The organism is Streptomyces sp. NPDC096012, assembly GCF_040426375.1.
Taxonomy (GTDB): domain Bacteria; phylum Actinomycetota; class Actinomycetes; order Streptomycetales; family Streptomycetaceae; genus Streptomyces.
This window is the reverse complement of record NZ_JBEOTD010000041.1, coordinates 45895-65459: the sequence shown is the minus strand read 5'-3', so window position 1 is coordinate 65459 and position 19565 is coordinate 45895. Positions and strand designations below refer to the sequence as shown.

Genomic DNA, 19565 nt, shown 5'->3' with positions numbered 1-19565 from the left:
ATTATTCCTCGCGCACTCCTCGCTCAGACCCGGTCGGCCACGATCAGCAGGTACTGGAAGCTGCCGTTGCGGTACGCGGACAGGAAGGTGTCCTCGATGCCCGTGACCAGGTGGTCCGCCTCCTTGCGCAGCTCCCAGTAGGGGATGGTGGCCTGCGTCAGATCCTCGACGTGCACCGGCACCAGCCGGTTGCGGGCCATCGCCCGGAAGTACTCCGAGCGTGGATGGATGTCGCAGATGTAGTGGGCGTTGATCAGCGACACCTCGCGGGAGGCCTGCCCGTAGGTGTCGTTGTAGCAGCCGGTGATCACCACGTACCGTCCGCCCCGGCGCAGCAGCCGGGCGTGCTCGGCGAACAGCAGGTCCAGTTCGACGTACATGGTGGACTCGTTGTTCCACGACGCCGCGTACGCGCCCGTGGTGAAGCCGGTGTCCAGCATGTTGCGGTGGTGGTAGCGCACCCTGCCGTCGATGCCCCGGGCGCGGGCCTGCTCGTTGGCGAACTCGGCCTGCTTGGTGGAGAGGGTGACGCCGTCCGCGTGGCAGCCGTAGCGAAGGTTCGCCACGACGCTGCCGCCGCCGCGGCCGCAGCCGGCGTCGAAGACGCGGTCGTCGGGGGAGAGCGGGCCGAGCCAGGAGGCGAGCAGTTCGGCCTGGGCGTGCTCCAGCCGGTGCAGTTCGGTGGTGATCCGCTCCCGGCGCACGCCGGGGTCGGGCTCGTCGAGCACCGCCACGTCCGCCGCGCCGATGCCGTAGTGGTGGTGGTAGAGGTCGTCGATTCTTCCGAGTTCGAGGTTGACCGGGTTCTCCTCGGCGTTCCAGTAGTCCGCGACGCGGCTCTGGTACGTCGACTGGGCCGGTACCGACGCGGTCATGGACGGGGCGACGGGGGCGCTGGTCAAAGGTGGCTCCTCGTGATGCTGACGGCGTTTCACGGACACTTGGCTTCTCACCAGTAGTCGGGCAGGTGGTAGCGGTGGGTGTTGGTGGCGTGCCACTCGTGGTTGCCGGACACCCAGGCGGCGAGCCCGCGGGCATAGCGCTCCACGAGCGGTGAGGTGGCGGACAGCAGCGCCGACTCCTCCTCGAAGGCCTCCATGATCCGGTTGTGGATCTCGACGGACTTCAGATAGGCGGCCTTCAGCCCGCACCGTTCGCCGGCGGCGACGACCTGCGGCAGGTTCAGGTGGGTCGGGTCGCTCGCCAGCTCCTTGGTGAAGGAGTACAGGTCGTTGACGATGGTGGTCGCGTTGCAGGCCAGGGCGGTGATCCGCTGGATCTCGGGGCGGGCGTACACCGTTTCGGGCAGCTCGTAGCCGTCCACGGCGTCGACGATCGACAGACAGGGGCGGAAGTTGTTGAACTGCCGCATCACCAGGTACTCCCAGACCCGCGGCACGTACCGGGTCTCGGCCCAGGCGGCCTCCGCCAGGTAGCCCAGGTGGAGCCGGGCGATGTCGTGCACGAACCGGCTGGTCTGGCTGGGGGTGGCGAAACCGGCGTAGTCGGCGAGGGCGAAGTGGTACGAGCGCAGCGGACCGTCGGCCCGCACGCCCGCACGCCACTCCTCCTCCAGCTCCGGGATGCCGTGGTAGGGGTCGATCGCCGACTGGGCCATGATCAGCCGGCCGCCGAGGCCGCGGCGCGCTCCGCCCCGGCCCTCGTCCTCCTCGCAGTAGCAGGAGTCCACGACGTTCTCCGCGAGCAGCAGCTGGCCGGCCACGGTCAGCCGCTCCAGGTCGAGGGCGCCCGGATGCTGCAGTACGACGGCCCGACCGAACTGGAAGCCGGAGAAGTCCCCCGCCCAGGCCTCGGGGAACAGGTCCAGGCCGCGGGCCCAGCTCTCCAGCCGGCGGTCGATCTCGGCTGCCTTCCCCGGATCGGCGGGAACGGCCGGCCGGTGGTGCAGACCGGGGATCACCCCGGTGCGCCGCTCCCGGCGCAGGCTCCGGGCGATGTCCGGCGGCCCGGGCAGCGTGTAGGAAGGGGTCGATGCGCTCATGACGTGCTCCGGGCCCTCACTCGGCCGTCCGGCCGACCTGGACGTTCTCGAGGATCCCCGCGGCGTCGGGGACCAGGATGGCCAGCGAGTAGTAGGCCGTGACGAGATACTTGATGATCGCGGCGCCGTCGATGCCCATGAAGCGGACGTTCAGACCCGGCTGGTACTCCTCCGGGATGCCCGTCTGGTAGAGGCCGACGACGCCCTGGTCGGCCTCGCCCGTGCGCAGCGCGATGATGCTGCTGGTGTGGTGGCCGGTGATCGGGATCTTGCCGCACGGGAAGATCGGCACACCGCGCCAGGCGGGCACCTCGTGTCCGTCGACATGCGCGGTGCCCGGCACCAGGCCCCGCTTGTTGCACTGCCGGAAGAAGGCCGAGATCGCCTTCGGATGGGCGAGGAGCACCTTGGTCTTGCGCCGCATCGCCAGCAGCTCGTCCATGTCGTCCGGGGTCGGCGGCCCGGTGAAGGAGCTGATCCGCTGGCCGTGGTCGACGTTGTGCAGCAGCCCGAACTCGCGGTTGTTGACCAGCTCCCACTCCTGCCGTTCGCGGATCTCCTCCACGGTGAGCCGGAGTTGCTGGGCGGTCTGGTCCATCGGGTCGTTGTAGAGGTCGGCGATCCTGGTGTGCACCCGCAGCACGGTCTGGGTCAGGGACAGTTCGTATTCGCGGGGGGAGAGTTCGTAGTCGACGAAGCCGCCCGGCAGTGTCGGCTCGCCCACATGGCCGGCCTGGACGGGAACCTCCGCCTCGCCCTTGCGGTTCATCGGCTTGCGGTGCCGCTCGACATAGGCCTGGAGGTGGGTGGCGAGGGACGGTGCCCGCTCGGTGATCTCCCGCACCACGGCCCAGGGCAGCGCCAGCACCACACCGGCGGTCTCGGCCCGTACGGAGGCCAGCCACAGCGGATCGGACTGGCCGACCGCCTCGTCACCCATCTGGTCGCCGTCGGTGACGACACCGATGATCTCCTCGTCGCCGTACTTGCCCGCGGTGTAGCGGGTGAACCGGCCGTGCACGACGAGATAGGTCTCGGTGACCGGCTGCCCGGCCTCGAACAGCACCTGGCCGGCGCGCACCTCCCGGGGCTGGAAGCGGCTCGCGATGTCCCGCAGCACGTCGGTGTCGGGGTAGCCGCGCAGGATCGGCAGCTCGGTCAGCGTCTCGGGGATGACCCGGATGTCGTCGGCGCCGTTGTGCTCGAAGTGCACCCGCCCGCGGCCGGTGCGCAGCTGCAGGCGGCGGTTGACCCGGTAGGCGCCGCCCTTGACGTCCACCCACGGCAGCGTCTTCAGCAGCCATCGCGAGGTGATGGCCTGCATCTGTGGTTCGGACTTGGTGGTGGTGGCGAGCTGGCGGGCCGCCTGGGTGCTCAGGCTGGTGAGCTGCCCGTCGGCCGGATGCACGGGGTCGGGTTCGTCGACTGCGGGGCCGGTGGCGATGTCCGGAGTGGACACGTTCCCTCCTGCGATGAAGCGGACAGGGGCGAGGCGGTTCGGTCGGTGGTGCGGTGCGTGCACCAGCCAAACAGGAGGCGTGATGTGTGGGTACCGCGTGAAAGGGGCGGTTCTGATCATCAAGAGGTGTAAACCTGCCGTTGAGAGCGTTCTGTGGCGGTTGGGGTGATCGCGCGCCGGTCCGCCGCCTCCGCGCCCTGGCCGGCCCGGGTTTGGTTCCGGGCCGCTCGGCGCGCGTGCCCACCGAGGGGTCGCTAGCGTGAGGTACCGGGGCAGACCGGCTGACGAGAGGGCCCGGACCATGGCTGTGCGACCCGAAGGAACGCCCTGCTGGGCCGATGCGATGTTCGGCGACGTCGAGGGAGCCAAGCGCTTCTACGGCGACGTCCTCGGCTGGACCTTCGGCGACTCCTCGTCGGAGTACGGCCACTACACGCAGGCATACGTGGACGGCAAGGCGGTGGCCGCGGTCGTGCCGCCGATGCCCGGCCAGGAGGGGCAGTCGCAGTGGTGTCTGTACCTCGCCTCGCCGGACGCCGTCGCCACCGCGGCGCGCATCCGGGACAACGGCGGCGAGGTCCTGATGGAGCCGATGCAGGTCGGCGACTTCGGCACCATGTGCCTGGCCCGTGAGCCCAGCGGGGCGGTCTTCGGGGTGTGGCAGGCCGGCACCCATGAGGGCTTCGAGGTGACGGCGACGCCGGGCGCCTACTGCTGGGCGGAGGTCTTCACCCGTGAGCCGGAGCTGACCGACGCCTTCCTGTGCGCCGTCTTCCCCTACCGGATGACGGAGATCGAGGACGCCGCGGTGGACTTCCGCATGTTCCGGATCGGCGAGGACACGGTCCTCGGCCGGATGCGGATGACGGACGACTTCCCGCCCGAGGTGCCCTCGTACATCAACATCTACTTCGCGGTGGACGACTGCGACGAGGCCGTCGCCCGGGCCGTCAAGCTCGGCGCCATCCTCCGCTTCGGTCCGATGAGCAGCCCCTTCGGCCGGTTCGCGGCGCTCAGCGACCCGCAGGGCGCGAACTTCTCGGTGATCGACATCACGGTGACCGACGGGGAGATGCCCCGGGTCAGGGACGTCTGACCGGGCCGGGAACACCGGCGGGCGCGGCCATGGCATGATCGGGCGCATGCGTGAACGTGTGGTGGCCGCGTGCGACGGGGCTTCGAAGGGGAACCCCGGACCGGCCGGATGGGCATGGGTGGTCTGCGAGGGCGACGAGCGGACCCCGGGCCGCTGGGAGTCGGGCCCGCTGGGCCGGGCCACCAACAACGTCGCCGAACTGACCGCCCTGGAGCGGCTGCTGGCGGCCGTCGAGCCCGATGTGCCGCTGGAGATCCGGATGGACTCCCAGTACGCGATGAAGGCCGTCACCACGTGGCTGCCCGGCTGGAAGCGCAACGGCTGGAAGACGGCCGCCGGGAAGCCGGTCGCCAACCAGGACCTGGTGGTCCGGATCGACGGCCTCCTCGACGGCCGCTCCGTCGAGTTCCGCTACGTGCCGGCCCACCAGGTCGACGGCGATCCGCTGAACGACTTCGCCGACCGTGCCGCCAGCCAGGCGGCCATCGTCCAGGAGGCGGCCGGCAGCGCCCTCGGTTCCGCCGAGCCGCCGCCCTCGCCCGACACCCCCAAGGCGTCCGGGGCACCGCGCGGGAAGGCGCCCCGCCGCACCGGCGGCGGGCCGTCCCCACGCACCCTCAAGGCGAAGTTCCCCGGCCGCTGTCTGTGCGGCCGCTCCTACGCGGCCGGCGAGTCCATCGCCAAGAACGCGCAGGGCTGGGGCCACCCGGAGTGCCGTACCGCCGAGGCCTGATCAGACGTCGAACGTGTAGTGCTTCGTGTGGTCCAGCAGCTGCGCCGGACGCACGTCGTTCCACGGCTTCATCGTGTCGTTCAGGTCCACGACGTCCGGGGTGCCGCCCGTGGGCACGTACCCGGCCCCCGGGTGCCGGCGCTGCCACTCCGCCCACAGCTTGTCGACGTAGGCGTGGTGCAGCCAGAACACCGGGTCGTTGGGGGAGACCCCGGTGGCCATCTGCCCGCCCACCCACACATGGACCCGGTTGTGCAGGTTGACCCCGCGCCAGCCCTCCAGGTGGTTGCGGAAGCCGTCCGAGGCGCTGTTGTACGGCGCCATGTCGTACGTGGCCATCGCCAGCACCGACTCCACCTCCGCCGGCGTCGGCAGCTCGCGCACGCCCGTGCCGAGCGAGCGGCGCAGGAAGGTACGGCCGTCCACCCGCACGTTGACCGGCCAGTTCCCGGTGGACGCGGCGAACGGGCCGTCCATCACCCGGCCGTCCGAGCTGCGCCCGGTGCCGCCCAGGAAGTCCGGACCCCACAGCGAGGCGCGGACCGTGCGGTCGGTGCTCCAGTCCCAGTAGGGCAGCGCCACCGAGGAGTCCACCGACTGCAGCGCCGCCTCGAAGTCGAGCAGGAATCTGCGGTGCCAGGGCAGGAAGGACGGTGAGCGGTGCCCGGTGCGCTCACCGCTGTCGGTGTCCGCCATGATGAACTCGTTGTGTGTGCGGACGAATTCGTCATAGCGCCCGCTGCGCTTGAGCTCGATCACGGCGTCCGTGAACTTCTTCTTCTCGCCGGCGGTCAGGACGGCCTGGTTCTTGCGAACGGTCATGGTGCGCGGTGCTCCGTAAGTCTGTGCGTCGGCGGTCAGTTGGCGGGCAAGGGCAGCAGCGGCGCGCCCTGCAGCTCGTTCACCGCGGCGCGGGCGGCGGCGCGCGGGGTGGGGACCGGGTCGTAGTGGCTGACGACGCTGATCCAGCTGCCGTCGGCGTTCTGCATCACGTGCAGCTGCACCCCGTCCACGAACACCGCGTACCCGCCGCCGTGTTCGTGGTGGTGACCGCCGCCGCCCGACGGCCGGCCCTGTATCCGGCGGCCCTTGTAGACCTCGTCGAAGTCGAAGGTGACCGGCGCGGTGTGGTCGTGACCGGCGGCCGAGGTGCCGGGGGCGACGGCCAGGGCGTGCGGAGCGGCTACGGCGGCGGCCGAGGCGGTGGCGGCGAGCGCGGCCGCCGCGGTGATCGCGCGACGCCGGGTGATGTCGGGCATGCGGGTCCTCCTGGAGGGTGTTCCTGCGGTGACGACGCATGCCTATCCGGAGGTCCGTGAACGCGGGAAATTCCCCCGGACCGGTTGGCTGCGATCCGGACAATTGGCCACATGTCCTACAGTGTTGAACCAAGATGATCTTGTTGTGGTGCCGGGCCGGTCCGCTCCGGAAGGGGCAATTCCTTGCCGTACCGCCCCCGTTCCCGGTGATCTTTCGCGTGCGCCGCCCGTCCGAGTGGCGCGGCTCACCACGGGAATCTGGCGGGATCGGGTGGTCCGACACCCTGCTACCCTGCGATGCCGAACGATCACGTCGGGTGACTGCGAGGGTGTGTACGGTGAAGGTCGTCTGTGTCGGTGGAGGGCCCGCGGGCCTGTATCTCGCCATCCTGCTGAAACGGCGGGACCCCTCGCACGACGTCACCGTCCACGAACGCAACCCGCAGGGCTCGACCTACGGCTGGGGCGTGACGTACTGGCGCGGCCTCCTCGACAGGCTCCGGGAGCACGACCCCGTCTCGGCGCGGGCGATCGAGGAGCACTCGGTGCGCTGGAGCGAGGGCGTCGCCCACGTCGGCGACCTGGCGACCCGTCAGCACGGGGACGAGGGCTTCGGCATCGGACGCCACCGGCTGCTCGACCTGCTCGCCGACCGCGCCCGCGACCTGGGCGTACGCCTGGAGTACGAGAGCGAGATCACGGAACCTCCCGCCGGCGCGGACCTCGTCGTCGCGGCCGACGGCGTGCACAGCGCCCTGCGCGGCCGGTGCGCCGAGCAGTTCGGCACCCGGACCACCACCGGCCGCAACCACTACGTCTGGCTCGGCACGACCAAGGTGTTCGACTCCTTCACCTTCGCCTTCACCGAGACCGCGCACGGCTGGATCTGGGCCTACGGCTACGGATACGGCGACGGGCACAGCACCTGCGTCGTCGAATGCTCCCCGGAGACCTTCACCGGCCTCGGCCTGGACCGGGCGGACGAGGGCGAGGGGCTCGCCCTGCTGGAGAAGCTCTTCGCCGGCATCCTCGACGGCCACCCCCTCATCGCCCGCGGCGGAGCCGGCTGGCTGAACTTCCGCACCCTCACCAACCGCGCCTGGCACCACGGCAACCTGGTCCTGCTCGGCGACGCGGCCCACACCACCCACTACTCCATCGGCGCCGGCACCACCCTCGCCCTGGAGGACGCCATGTGCCTCGCCGGAGCCCTGCACGAGCACACCGGCCTGACCGGCGCCCTCGCCGCCTACCAGCGCCGGCGCCAGGCCGAGCTGCTGTCCGCACAGAGCGCGGCCCGCTACAGCGCCCAGTGGTACGAGAACCTGCCCCGCTACATCCACCTCCCCCCGCACCGGATGTTCGCCCTGCTCGGCCAGCGCCACTCACCGCTGCTGCCGTACGTCCCGCCGCAGCTCTACTACGGCCTCGACAGGGCGGCCGGGCGGCTGGAGGTGCTGCGCAGGCTCAAGCGCTGGCTCGGGCCGAGGGCGGCACGGGCCCTGCACGCCCGCTCGACCGCCCACCGGGACTGACCGGCCCCCCTGCCCGGGCGCCGGAAATGGACGCGTTGATGAAGGGTTCACCCGATAGGGTGAATTCCCGTTCACCTCGCAGCCGCGTCGTCCGCAGGAGCGTCGATGGACCCCGCAAGCCCGATACCCCGGCCGCCCGGCACCCCGGCCCCCGCACCCCCGCTGCGGGACCGGCTCACCATCCCGGTGCTGGCGTCGGGCGGCATCCTCATGGCGGTCATGCAGACCGTGGTCATCCCCCTCCTGCCGGACCTGCCCCGGCTCACCGGTGCCTCGGCCGCCACCGTCTCGTGGATGGTCACCGCGACCCTGCTCTCCGGCGCCGTCCTCACCCCCGTGCTCGGCCGGGCCGGCGACATGTACGGCAAACGCCGGGTCCTCACGGCCGCGCTCGCCCTCATGACCCTCGGGTCGGTGATGTGCGCCCTGTCCCGCGACATCGGCGTGCTCATCGCCGCCCGCGCGCTGCAGGGCGCCGCCGCCTCCGTCGTCCCGCTGTCCATCAGCATCCTGCGCGACGAACTCCCCCCGGAGCGCCGGGGATCGGCGGTGGCGCTGATGAGCTCCACCGTGGGCATCGGGGCCGCCCTCGGCCTGCCCCTGGCCGCGCTGGTCGTGCAGTACGCCGACTGGCACACCCTGTTCTGGCTGACCGGCGCCCTCGGCGCGCTCGGTGTGACGGCCACCTGGTGGGCCGTCAAGGAATCCCCCGTCCGGGAGCCCGGCCGTTTCGACGTCCTGGGCGCGCTGGGCCTGGCCGCCGGTCTCGTGTGCCTGCTGCTGGGCGTCTCCCAGGGCGGCACCTGGGGCTGGGGCAGCGCCCGGGTCCTCGGGCTGTTCGGCGCGGCCGCGGTGGTCCTCGCCCTGTGGTGGTGGCAGCAGCTGCGCGCCGAACGGCCGCTGGTCGACCTGCGCCTGGTCACCCGGCCGCGGGTCGGGCTGTCCCATGTGGCGGCCCTGCTGACCGGGTTCGCCTTCTGCGCCAACACCCTGGTCACCGCCCAGCTGGTGCAGGCCCCCGAGGCCACCGGTTACGGGCTCGGCCTGTCCATCGTCGCCACCGGTATGTGCCTGCTGCCCGGCGGCGTCACCATGCTGCTGTTCTCCTCGCTGTCGGCCCGTATCTCCGCCGCCCGCGGTCCGCGGATCACCCTCGCCGTCGGCGCCGCCGTCATCGCCTGCGGCTACGCCCTGCGCATCGCCGACAGCCGTGACCTGTGGATGATCATCCTGGGCGCGACCGTCGTCGCCACCGGCACCACCCTCGCCTACTCCGCTCTGCCGACGCTGATCCTGCGCTCCGTCCCGGCCGGGCAGACCGCCTCCGCCAACGGCGTCAACGTCCTCATGCGCACCATCGGCCAGGCCGTCTCCAGCGCCGCCGTCGCCGTCGTCCTGGTCCACCACAGCAGCCCGGTGGCCGGGACACCCGTACCCACCCTGCACGGCTACCTGCTCGCCTTCGCGATGGCGGGCGCCGTCGCGCTCGCGGCCTGCGCCACGGCGCTGTCCATCCCGGGCGACGCCCCCTCCGGCGGCACCGGGCGCGCGCGGGGCGCCACCCGGGGCACCCGCGACGAGGCCATGGAGGGAGCGTGAGCACCGCACCCGGCCCGGAAGAGACCGCCACCCCCCGGACCGCGCCCGCCCCCGCACCCTTCGCGCCGTCCGCGCCCGCCGCGACGTCCGCGCCCTTCGCGACGTCCGCGTCCGAAGCACCCGCCCCCCCGGCCCTCCGCGGGGCCTCGGCGTCATGTACGGCATCGCCCTGTGGCCCGCACCTGTGGGAGAACGACGCCGACGTCGTCGCCGACCGCTATCGGCCCGTCGTACAGGCGCAGTTGACACCCGCGGGCTGAGCCGGCCGCCGGTGTCCGGAACCGCCCGGCACCGGAGGCGGTCGAGGAAGTGGTTCGCGACGCCTGTCACCCGCGGGGGGCGGACGAAGCGCCGGCCGCGCACCGGAGCGGTCCGTTCCGCGGAACGCGCGCCGGATGACACACTGACCGCCATGGACGAACGCGTGATGGGCAGGTCGGGTCAGTGGGCGTCGGTGGTCGGTCTCGGCACCTGGCAGCTGGGCGCCGACTGGGGTGAGGTGGACGACAAGGAGGCCCTCTCCGTCCTGGAGGCGGCGGCCGAGTCGGGTGTCACCTTCTTCGACACGGCGGACGTGTACGGCGACGGGCGCAGCGAGGAGACCATCGCCGCGTTCCTGCGCGGCCGGCCCGATCTCCATGTGCTGGTGGCCACCAAGATGGGCCGCCGGGTCGAGCAGATCCCGGAGAACTACGTCCTGGACAACTTCCGCGCCTGGAACGACCGGTCCCGCCGCAACCTCGGCGTCGACCGCGTCGACCTGGTGCAGCTGCACTGCCCGCCCACCGCCGTCTACTCCTCGGACGAGGTGTTCGACGCCCTGGACACCCTGGTCGAGGAGGAGCGCGTCGCGGCGTACGGGGTGAGCGTGGAGACCTGTGCGCAGGCGCTGACCGCGATCGCCCGGCCGAACGTGGCGAGCGTGCAGATCATCCTGAACCCGTTCCGGATGAAGCCCCTGCGCGAGGTGCTGCCCGCCGCCCGGGAGGCCGGCGTCGGCATCATCGCGCGGGTGCCGCTCGCCTCCGGCCTGCTGTCCGGCAGGTACACGAAGGACACGGTGTTCGCGGCGGACGACCACCGCACCTTCAACCGGCACGGCGAGGCCTTCGACCAGGGCGAGACCTTCTCGGGCGTCGACTACGAGACCGGTGTCGAGGCGGCCGCCGAGTTCGCCGCGCTGGCCCCCGGGGACTTCACACCGGCCCAGCTGGCGCTGCGCTGGATCATCGACCAGGACGGCGTGACCACGGTGATCCCCGGTGCGCGCAACACGCGGCAGGCCCGTGCGAACGCGGCCGCCGCCAAGCTGCCGCCGCTGCCGGCGGAGACCTCCGCCGCGATCCGGGAGTTGTACGAGCGGCGGATCAAGGACCAGGTCGAGCACCGCTGGTAGGCGCCGCAGGTCGCCGTGGACGCTTGCCGTTTGAACGAACGGCCGTACGGTTACACGCAACCGCATGACGGAGGAAGCAGTGCGTCGAGGGCGCGACGAGACCGAGGAGGAACGGGCCGACCGGATGTGGGGTGAACTCATCCAGGAGGTCCGGGTGGCCCAGACGGGCGTGCAGATCCTCTTCGGCTTCCTGCTGACGGTGGTCTTCCAGCCCAAGTACACCCAGCTCACCACCGTCGACCAGGTCATCTACATCGTGACCGTCGTCCTCGGCGCCTGTGCGACCGGCGCCCTCATCGGCCCGGTGTCCCTGCACCGGCTGGTCTCCGGCCGCCGGGTCAAGCCGCAGGCGGTCCGGCTTGCGTCGCGGCTGACGTTCGTCGGCCTGGTCCTGCTGCTCGTCACGATGACGTCGGCACTGCTGCTGATCCTCCGGGTGGCCACGCACGACGCCTACGTCCCCTACCTGGTCGCGGCGGTCGTCGCCTGGTACCTCGTCTGCTGGTTCGGCCTGCCCCTGTGGGCCCGCCGCAAGCACACCTCCCGGGCGGACGAGCCGGCCGTGGCCCCGGGGCCGGACGAGGGTCACCGGCCCCGCACCTAGAGCCCTCTGGCCACCGGCCCCCGCACCTAGAGCCCTCTGGCCTGCGCGGCCCCGACTGGTGCGGCACCCGGGAGACTTCAGCGGGCGGCGCGGGCCGGGGCGGTGCCTTCCAGTGCCCGCAGCCGGCGGTCGTGGATCCCGCCGAGCAGCAGCACGGAGAGCACGGCCCCGATCAGGGCGCAGAACATGTCCCACTGGGTGTCCCACACATCGCCCTGGGTGGCGAGGAACGCGTCCGCGCCGTGGCCGCCGATCTCGGCCGCCAGCCACTCCAGCAGCTCGAAGCAGGCGCTGAAGGCCAGGCAGACGCAGACGGTCAGCGGGGCCAGCCAGCGGCTGCCGCGCAACGGCGAGGTGCGGCTGAGCAGTTCACGGACCAGGACGGCCGGCACGAAGCCCTGCACGAGGTGCCCGAAGCGGTCGTAGGGGTTGCGGTCGAGGCCGAGGGCGTCGCGCACCCAGTCGCCCGCCGGGACCTGCGCGTAGGTGTAGTGGCCGCCCACCGCGAGGACCAGCGTGTGCACGGTCAGCAGTCCGCACAGCAGGCCGGTCAGCGGGAAGCGGCGCCACAGCAGCACCACGAGGGGCAGGCCCGCCAGCGCCCACACGGTCTCCAGGAACCAGGTCGTGCGGTCCCGCGCACCCCAGGCGGACAGGGCGAGTCCGAGGGCGGCGATCCCGGCGAACACGACGGGCGGCACGCGGCGAGGCGGGGCGTGCGGGGCGGAGTGCACTGCGGTCACGGCGGGGCTCCTCGCCTCGGGGCGTCGTCGGAGCCCCATGGTGGCGCCGGGCCGGGGGGCCGGGCATGAGTACGGCTACTCAGCCCCGGAGAGGATCTCCGCGAGGAACTCGTCGACCGGGACGCTCTCGTGCCCCGGTGCGACGATGCGATGGGTCTCGCGCAGGAACGCCGCGACGGCGGGCGCCCAGGCGAACACCACCGCGTGATGCCGGCTGCCGTCGGACCGGTGCTCGCCGAGGAACTCCAGGCGCAGTTCGCGCAGCATTCCGTCACCGGTGGGCCGCAGCCGGACGTCGCCGATGCCGACCGGCCCGGTCAGGCCGTCGGAGAGCATCTGCCGGTCCAGCCGCCAGCGGGCCAGCACATGGCCGTCGTGGCCGAAGACGGCCGTGACGGCGAACGGGTCGTCCGCGTCGTAGCTGAGATGGGCGAGCACGGGACACCGGTCGGTGCTTCCCGCGCGAAGCTGTACCACCAGCGTCTTGTACACGAACGAGTTCACGCGAGGGCCTCCGGAGCAGTCGGCGTAGAGACCTCTAGTACCCCCGTCCCGCCCGGAATGCTCACCCGTGCGCATGATTCGGCGCGGGTTTCGCACAGCGCGGCTCGCCGCGACGGCCCCGGCCGGCCGCCCGGGCGGCGGGTGCTCCCGGCACGGGGCGCCGGCCGAACGCCTCGCACGGGGCGGCCGCTTCAGCCGAACGCCTCGCGCCGGACGGCCCCGTCAGCCGAACGCCTCGCGCAGGGCGGGCAGCAGGGTCTTCGCCGACCAGTCCAGGTACTCGGGCTGCGTGTCGCCGCCGATCTGCACGAGGGCGATCTCCCCGAACCCCGCCTCGGCGTAGGGCCGCACGGCCTCCACGAAGTCGTCCGGATCGTTGCCGCAGGGGATGGCGGAGGCGACGTCGTCCTGGGTCACGAACTGCGTCGCGGCCTCGAAGGAGTCCGGGTGCGGCAGTTCGGCGTTCACCTTCCAGCCGAGCCCGAACCAGCGGAACTGCGAGTGGGCGCGCTTGATCGCGGTGCCCCGGTCGGGGTCGTAGCAGACCGGAAGCTGGCCGACCCGCGGCTTGCCCGTGCCGCCGTGCCGGTCGAAGGCGTCGAGCAGGCCCGCCTTGGGTTCGGTCGCGATGACCAGGTCGGCGAGATGTCCGGCGAGCTTGCAGGAGCGCTCCCCCGAGACGGCGATGCCGATCGGCGGGGCCTGGTCCGGGAGGTCCCACAGGCGTGCCGACTCCACGTCGTAGTGCTGGCCGTGGTGGGTGACATGGCCGCCTTCGAACAGCGCGCGGATGATCTGCACCGCCTCTTCGAGCATCTCGTGCCGGACGTCCACGGGCGGCCAGCCGCCGCCCACCACATGCTCGTTCAGGCTCTCGCCGGCCCCGAGTCCGAGCCGGAACCGGCCTTCGGACAGCAGCTGCACGGTGGCCGCCTTCTGTGCCACCACCGCCGGGTGGTAGCGAAGGATCGGGCAGGTCACGTAGGTCATCAGCGGGATCCGCGAGGTGGCCTGGGCGGCGGCGCCCAGCACGCTCCACGCGTACGGGGCATGCCCCTGGGAACGCAGCCACGGAAAGTAGTGGTCCGAGGTCACCGAGAAGTCGAACCCGGCCTCCTCGGCCTGCACCAGGTGGTCCACCAGCTCCCGGGGTCCGGCCTGTTCGGTCATCATCGTGTATCCGATTTGCACCATAAGACGCGAGTCCCCTGGTCGGCCGCGGGGAAACGGGCCTGTCGGGGATCAGCGCTCCGGCACCCGGAACGTCTGCAGGAACGTCTTCAGCGCCAGCCGGTCGGCCGCGTCGTTCCAGTCCGCGGCCGGGGTGGTGAAGCGCAGGGAGAACCCCCGGCCGCCGCCCAGCAGGAATCCGCGCCCGAAGGTGTGCACCCGCCCGTTCCCGGTCCCCGCCAGCCATTCGAGGTCGGCGGCCCGACGGCCCTGGTAGGTGGTGGCCCGGATCTCGCCGACGCGCCGGTAGCCGGGCAGTTTGCGCAATTCGGGCTCGACCTCGTCCCGCCAGACGGTGACCGGGTCCCGCCCGACGCGCTCGCTGTAGGTGACGGCGAGGGTGGGGGAGGTGCCGCTCGTGCCGAAGGTGACGCGGTAGGCGGGACCCGTCGTCTGGGTGGCGAGCCGCTTCCAGCCGGCGGGGAGCGCCACCGAGAAGCCCTCCGGCGCCGTCAGGCGCCGGTAGCCGTCCGGCAGGGCGGAGGCGGAGGCGGAGGGGGAGGGGGAGGGCGCCGAGGTGGGGGAGGCGGTGGGGGCCGGGCCCGCGGGGTCCGTGCCGGCGGTGGCGGTGGCGCCCGGCGGGGCGTCCGCCGTGTCCGTGCCCGGCAGCAGCCGGGTCACGGCGAGGACCGCGGCCGTGACGGTGACCGCGGCCAGCAAGGTGCCCAGGACCAGGGAGCGCCGCCCCCGCCCCGGCGCGGGGAACCGTACGCCCCGGTAGGCGCCGCGCACCCGGAAGCCGGGGGCGGGATCCCGGTCCGCGTCGGTGCCCTCGGTCAGGGCCCGGGTCAGCGCCTCCCGGGCCACCGGCCGGGTCAGCCGCTCGCCGGCGTCCTTGCGCAGCAGCCCCAGCACGATCCGGGTCAGTGGGCCCGCCCGCAGCGGGGTGCGCAGGGGCAGCCGGTCCACGGCCCGGAGGGTGGCCTCCGGGCGGCCTCGATCCCGGAACGGCGGGCGGCCCTCCACCATCGTGTAGAGCAGTGCGCCCAGCGCCCACAGATCGGTGCCCGGGCCGATGTGCTCGTCGCGGGCCTGCTCCGGCGAGGCGTACGACGGCGCCGTGAGCCGCGGGACCAGGGTCGACCCGGCGAGCCCGAATCCGGCGACCACCACGGGTCCGTCCTCCCGCACCAGGAGCTGGGCGGGGCTCAGCTCGCCGTGGGTGATCCCTGCCTCGTGCGCGGCGTCGAGCACGTCGAGCACGTCGAGGCCGATCCGCGCCGCCCGGGCCGGGCTGAAAGAGCCCTCACGGTCCAGGAGTTCGCCCAGACACGAGCCGCCGACCCACTCCGTGACCATCCACAGGCTGCCGCCCTCCACCACCGCGTCGACGACCGCGGCGACCCGGCCGGGGATCAGCAGACGCATGCGCTCGGAGGTGCGGACGATCCGCGCGGCGACCCGGCGCGCGGTGTCGTCGGCGGAGGGCTCCGGAAGAGCCGACTGCGCCACCAGCCGGGGCTGCGCCACCGCCACGTCCTCGGCGTACCACCACAGGCGGTTGGTCTCGCGGCTGAATACCTCGAGGAGCCGGTACCGCCCGGCGACCAGCTCGTGTCCGCAGACGTGCGACTTGCCCATGGTCATCCCTCGCGCAACCCCCGGTCGGTGTCTCCCAGAGGTACGCGGGGAGCCCGGGGGTCCGTTCAAAGGATCCTCGACCCAAGTCACCGCACCGCCTTCCATTCCATCGCCCAGGCCGCGCCCCGGGTTGCGGACGGCGGCCCCCAGAGGCTCTTCGACCTGCGGGTTACCGAAGGTAAGCAGGAGCTGCGGTTCCCGTCACAGCAAGGAGAAGCCGTCGGCCCAGCCGATGAGTTCCCCGGGTGCCGTGTTGCCCCCGCACACCACGAGCCCGATCCGGGCGTCTCCACCGACGCGTTCGAGCACCTGCCGGGCCGCGGGCAGCAGGCAGCCCGCGGCCGGCTCGGCCCACACCTTGGCGTGTTCGGCGAGTTCCAGGCAGCCGCGCACGGCGTCCCGGTCGGTCACCACCAGGACCTCCTCGACGAGGACGGAGACATGGTCGTACGTCAGCCGGGTCACCGAGGGCGGGCTGAGCGTGGTGACCAGCGACGACAGCGGTACCGGTACCGGACCGCCCGCCCGCAGCGCCGCGGACATGGACTCGGCGCCCTCGGTCTCCACGCCCCACACGCGCACGCCCGGCCGCCGGGCGCGCAGCGCCGCCGCGACTCCGGCGATCAGCCCGCCGCCGCCGATGCTGACGACGACGTCCGTCAGTTCACCGGCGTCCTCGGCCAGTTCGAGCCCCACCGTGCCCTGCCCGGCGATCACGACCGGGTCGTCGAAGGGGTGGACCAGCGTCAGCCCCTCGTCGCGCAGCCGTGTCATCAGTCTGAACGCGCTGTCCATGCCGTCGGTCAGCCGTACCGAGGCGCCCGCCTGCGCCGCGATCTCGATGGAGCGGGCGGGCGCGGTCCGCGGCATCACCACGGTCGCCTTCACGTCCAGGGCCGTCGCCATCACCGCGAGGGCGATCCCGTGGTTGCCGCCGCTGACCGCGACCACGCCCGCCGCCCGCTCCGCCTCGCTCAGCGACAGCAGCTTCGCCGTGGCTCCGCGGGCCTTGAACGAGCCGGTCCGCTGGAGCAGTTCGAGCTTGGCGGTGACGGGGGCGCCGAGCAGCGCGGTCAGGCCGGGGCTCGGCACGGTCGGCGTCCGTACGATGTGTCCGGCGATCCGCTGGGCGGCGGCTTCGATGTCCGAGATGCCGATCAAGGTGGGTCACCCTTCCGGCGCGGGGACGGGAACCGCGCCGTGCGCACCTTGACCCGCGAGGACGGCAGAGGTCAACGCCGTTTCGCAGTACGGCCGCGGCGGCTACAGCACGCGGTGCGTCAGGTGGTCCAGGAGCAGGTGCAGCTCCTCGGCGGCCCGGCCCGCCAGGGGCACGTCGGCGAGCAGCGCCCGCGCGGCAGCCGTCCGGACCCGCGCCTCGGCCACCGCCGCCGCACGGCCACCCGCCTCCTCGATCAGCGCGGCCACTTCGGCGGCCCACTCCGGCGACCCGAACCCGGCCGACTCCTGTGCGGGGGGCTGGGGGGCCGGCGTTTCGGTGGTGCGGGCGGGGGAGTCGGGCGCGGCCGGTCGTGCGGCCTGTGCGGGTGGGCGGGGTGGGGCCGGTTCGGCGGTCCGGGTGGATGAGCCGAGCGCTGTTGACCGTGTGGCCTGTGCCGGTGGGCGGGAGGTGGGCGGTCGTGTGGCCTGTGCGCCGAGCGTGGCCGACTCCGCGGCCCGGCTCGGGGAGTCGAGCAGGGCGGACAGCCGTCGGGACGCCGGGGCGCCGAGGGCGACCAGCACCGGGAACGTCTTCTTGCCCTCCCGGAGGTCACCGCCGACGGGTTTGCCGGTGACGGCGGGGTCGCCCCAGATCCCCAGCACGTCGTCGACGAGCTGGAAGGCGATGCCGAGATGGCGTCCGGCCCGGTCCAGCGCGGTGACGGTCGCCTCGGGCGCCCCGCCCAGCGCCGCGCCCAGCGCGGCGGCACAGCCCAGCAGCGCGCCGGTCTTGCCCTCCGCCATCCGCCGGTACTCCTGGGGTGTCACCCGCTCGGGCCCGGTCCACGGCCGGGCGGCGAACAGCAGGTCGTCGGCCTGGCCGCGGACCAGATCGGCGAGCGCGGCAGAGAGCAACCGCAGGGCGCCGGGACCGCGCGGCACGGTCGCGAGGGTGTCCACCGCCAGTGCGAACAGGGCGTCCCCGGCGAGGACGGCGGGACCGGTGCCGTACGCCTTCCAGACGGCGGGGCGCCGTCGCCGGGTGGCGTCGCCGTCCATGATGTCGTCGTGGAGCAGCGAGAAGGCGTGCACCAGCTCGACCGCGACGGCGGCCGGGACGCCGGCCGTCGCGTCGGCGCCGGCCGCCTCGGCGCCGAGCACCGCAAGCGCCTGCCGTACGCCCTTGCCGCCCGGTGCCGTGGCGGGGGCCCCGCCGACCTCGCACCAGCCGAAGGAGTACCCGGCCATCTCGGCGACCCACGGGTGCATCCGGCCGACCGCCTCGGTCAGCGCCGGCCGCACCAGATCCCGGCAGCGGGCCAGGTTCTCGACGGGGCTGAGCGGCACCCGCACCGCCGTGTGCAGCGCGGTCACCGTACGACCTCCGCGTCCCGCGCGTCCCGCGTGCCCCGGACGGCCTGGGGACCCGGCGCGACCTGCGTCTCCGGCCCGACCTGCGTCTCCGGCCCGACCTGCGTCTGCGGCGCGACCCGCCTGTCCCGATCGTCCTCCACGCCCCGCACGGTCTGCGTGCGGACGCCGAACTCCCGCTGGGCCCGGGTCACCATCTCCCGGGCGTGCTTGAGGCCGCTGCGGTCCAACGTCTCGGCCAGCTCGGCGAGTTCCGCCGCCGTCTCGGCGCGGTCCCGGCCGAGGCGGGCCAGTGACTTGGTCAGGCCCAGCCGGGCCAGCGCCTCGCCGCGCGGCTCGCTCATCGCGCGGAACTCCTCCAGCGCCAGCTCGTACATGTCCCTGGCCTCGGCGTGACGCCCGGCGCGGTAGAGGACGTTGCCGCGCATCTTGTGGTTGTAGGCGAGCGCGCTGGAGAGGTTCATGGCACGGCAGCCGGCCTCCGCCTCGGACAGCAGTTCCAGCGCCCGCCCGGTGTCACCGTCGCGTACCGAGAGGATGTCGGCGAGTCCGCGCAGTGCCCACGCGTGCCCCCGCCGGTCCTCGGCCCGCTCCGCTATCTGCGCGGCTTCCTCGAACAGGGCGTAGGCCCGGTCGAAGTCGCCGGTGTTGCGGTGCATCTGCGCGATGCCCTCCAGGGCCCACACCGTGTGCCGGGCCTCTCCCCGCTTGCGGGCCTCGGCCAGCAACTGCTCGTGCAGCCGGCCGACCGCCTCGTAGTCCCCCTGGATGCGGCCGGTCTCCGCGAGTCCGGCCAGCGAGTACCCGCGGACCACGACGTCCCCGCCCAGCTCACCGAGTTCGGCCGCGAGCTTCAGCAGCCGCCAGGCCAGCGGGAACGCCCCGCGCTGCCGGGCCAGTGTGCCGCCGCTCCACAGGGCCCAGGCCCTGGCCGCCGTGTCCCCGGCGGCGCGGGCGGCCCGGTAACTCGCCTTCCAGGCCCGGTCCGCTTCCCGTATCCGGCCGAGCCGCCGTTGGGCCTCGGCCACGGCGAGCCCGCAGCGCGCCGCCTCCGCGGGCCGTCCGGCCCGTTCGGCCTCACGCAACCGCTCGGTGCCCTCGGCCAGCACCTCCACCAGCGAGGAGTTCACGGACAGGGTGGTCAGGGCGCCCTGGTACTCCGGGGCGAAAGCCTTGCCGTACATGCGTACCCTTCTATACACGGAGTGTATACATGTCGTGTATAGCATCTCGGAAACATGCCCCGGCCCTCAGGGTCGGGGCATCGGTCTGTTGACGATCAAGACGCCGGT

At 72.8% G+C, this 19565-nt stretch carries 17 protein-coding genes and 1 pseudogene; 6 read left to right on the top strand and 12 right to left on the bottom strand.

Annotated features, from left to right (window positions below):
* Positions 1-23: 23 nt before the first annotated feature.
* From ABVB68_RS30305 to ABVB68_RS30295, 3 genes are all read right to left on the bottom strand, one after another.
* Entirely contained in the window at positions 24-875 is an 852-nt protein-coding gene (locus ABVB68_RS30305; protein WP_353604388.1) for a geranyl diphosphate 2-C-methyltransferase, read from the bottom strand.
* A 74-nt stretch (positions 876-949) separates the two neighbouring features.
* Entirely contained in the window at positions 950-2002 is a 1053-nt protein-coding gene (locus ABVB68_RS30300; protein ID WP_353604373.1) for a family 2 encapsulin nanocompartment cargo protein terpene cyclase, read from the bottom strand.
* Positions 2003-2018: 16 nt separating this feature from the next.
* The gene (locus ABVB68_RS30295) at positions 2019-3461 is read right to left on the bottom strand and encodes a family 2B encapsulin nanocompartment shell protein (RefSeq protein ID WP_353604372.1); all 1443 of its coding nucleotides are present in this window, start codon (positions 3459-3461) and stop codon (positions 2019-2021) included.
* 301 nt (positions 3462-3762) lie between these two features.
* Here ABVB68_RS30295 and ABVB68_RS30290 point away from each other — a divergent pair, with 301 nt between their 5' ends.
* Complete coding sequence (locus tag ABVB68_RS30290; protein ID WP_353604371.1) at positions 3763-4557, top strand: VOC family protein; 795 nt, start codon at positions 3763-3765, stop codon at positions 4555-4557.
* Between the two features lie 34 nt (positions 4558-4591).
* Positions 4592-5290 carry a ribonuclease H family protein gene (locus tag ABVB68_RS30285; protein ID WP_353604370.1) on the top strand — a complete coding sequence of 233 codons (699 nt, stop codon included), beginning with the start codon at positions 4592-4594 and terminating at the stop codon, positions 5288-5290.
* Here the strand turns inward: ABVB68_RS30285 and melC2 are convergent, their stop codons facing one another.
* Positions 5291-6112 carry a tyrosinase MelC2 gene (melC2, locus tag ABVB68_RS30280; RefSeq protein WP_353604369.1) on the bottom strand — a complete coding sequence of 274 codons (822 nt, stop codon included), beginning with the start codon at positions 6110-6112 and terminating at the stop codon, positions 5291-5293.
* A gap of 35 nt (positions 6113-6147) precedes the next feature.
* The gene (gene melC1 / locus ABVB68_RS30275) at positions 6148-6549 is read right to left on the bottom strand and encodes an apotyrosinase chaperone MelC1 (protein WP_353604368.1); all 402 of its coding nucleotides are present in this window, start codon (positions 6547-6549) and stop codon (positions 6148-6150) included.
* Positions 6550-6887: 338 nt separating this feature from the next.
* On the opposite strand from melC1, the gene ABVB68_RS30270 reads away from it, so the two are divergent.
* From ABVB68_RS30270 to ABVB68_RS30255, 4 genes are all read left to right on the top strand, one after another.
* Positions 6888-8084, top strand: coding sequence for an FAD-dependent monooxygenase (locus ABVB68_RS30270; RefSeq protein WP_353604367.1), 1197 nt, complete (start codon positions 6888-6890; stop codon positions 8082-8084).
* Positions 8085-8189: 105 nt separating this feature from the next.
* Complete coding sequence (locus tag ABVB68_RS30265; protein WP_353604366.1) at positions 8190-9683, top strand: MFS transporter; 1494 nt, start codon at positions 8190-8192, stop codon at positions 9681-9683.
* Positions 9684-10095: 412 nt separating this feature from the next.
* Positions 10096-11079, top strand: a complete 984-nt coding sequence (locus tag ABVB68_RS30260) for an aldo/keto reductase (RefSeq protein WP_353604365.1) — start codon at positions 10096-10098, stop codon at positions 11077-11079.
* Positions 11080-11143: 64 nt separating this feature from the next.
* Entirely contained in the window at positions 11144-11683 is a 540-nt protein-coding gene (locus tag ABVB68_RS30255) for a DUF6328 family protein (protein WP_353604364.1), read from the top strand.
* 77 nt (positions 11684-11760) lie between these two features.
* On the opposite strand, the gene ABVB68_RS30250 is transcribed toward ABVB68_RS30255, so the two are convergent.
* From ABVB68_RS30250 to ABVB68_RS30220, 7 genes and pseudogenes are all read right to left on the bottom strand, one after another.
* Entirely contained in the window at positions 11761-12465 is a 705-nt protein-coding gene (locus ABVB68_RS30250; RefSeq protein ID WP_353604363.1) for a DUF2238 domain-containing protein, read from the bottom strand.
* Between the two features lie 36 nt (positions 12466-12501).
* Positions 12502-12930, bottom strand: a complete 429-nt coding sequence (locus tag ABVB68_RS30245) for an SsgA family sporulation/cell division regulator (protein WP_353604362.1) — start codon at positions 12928-12930, stop codon at positions 12502-12504.
* Positions 12931-13152: 222 nt separating this feature from the next.
* Positions 13153-14124 carry an LLM class F420-dependent oxidoreductase gene (locus ABVB68_RS30240; protein WP_353604361.1) on the bottom strand — a complete coding sequence of 324 codons (972 nt, stop codon included), beginning with the start codon at positions 14122-14124 and terminating at the stop codon, positions 13153-13155.
* Positions 14125-14172: 48 nt separating this feature from the next.
* On the bottom strand, positions 14173-15747 hold the full coding sequence (locus ABVB68_RS30235) for a protein kinase domain-containing protein (RefSeq protein WP_353604360.1): 1575 nt from the start codon (positions 15745-15747) through the stop codon (positions 14173-14175).
* A gap of 195 nt (positions 15748-15942) precedes the next feature.
* On the bottom strand, positions 15943-16902 hold the full coding sequence (locus tag ABVB68_RS30230) for a threonine/serine dehydratase family protein (protein ID WP_353604359.1): 960 nt from the start codon (positions 16900-16902) through the stop codon (positions 15943-15945).
* A gap of 522 nt (positions 16903-17424) precedes the next feature.
* Positions 17425-18171 (bottom strand): annotated as a pseudogene (locus tag ABVB68_RS30225) (polyprenyl synthetase family protein); the annotation flags it as partial.
* A 101-nt stretch (positions 18172-18272) separates the two neighbouring features.
* Positions 18273-19457 carry a tetratricopeptide repeat protein gene (locus tag ABVB68_RS30220; protein WP_353604358.1) on the bottom strand — a complete coding sequence of 395 codons (1185 nt, stop codon included), beginning with the start codon at positions 19455-19457 and terminating at the stop codon, positions 18273-18275.
* Between the last annotated feature and the right edge of the window lie 108 nt (positions 19458-19565).